This window comes from Paraburkholderia sp. SIMBA_030 (assembly GCF_046535245.1).
In the GTDB taxonomy this organism is placed as follows: Bacteria; Pseudomonadota; Gammaproteobacteria; order Burkholderiales; family Burkholderiaceae; genus Paraburkholderia.
Map to the genome: position 1 here is coordinate 1 of NZ_JAWRXB010000328.1, position 279 is coordinate 279.

Genomic DNA, 279 nt, shown 5'->3' on the forward strand with positions numbered 1-279 from the left:
GTGAAGGGCGAGAGAATCGTGAACGCGATATCCTGATAGCTCTTGCCGCGCAGCGCCCGGATGTCCTTCTTGGAGAACTGCGGCCATTGACGCGGAACGTAGAGACCGCCGTCGCGGGCAAGACCCGTCAGAAGCGCATCGCAAAAGCCGAGAGAAGGGGCCTCGCCGCGGGTCGAGATATAGTCCACGTTCTTCATCCTTGACGTTATGGCCGGAAGCGATCCGGAGAAGGAAAGCAAGCGCCTGAAATGCTGCGAGCCGAAATGTGCATCAAAACAG

General features: G+C 58.4%; 1 pseudogene. It reads right to left on the reverse strand.

Annotation, left to right across the window (positions count from 1 at the left end):
• Window positions 1-188 (reverse strand): annotated as a pseudogene (locus SB772_RS40210) (threonine synthase); the annotation flags it as partial.
• Window positions 189-279: the final 91 nt, after the last annotated feature.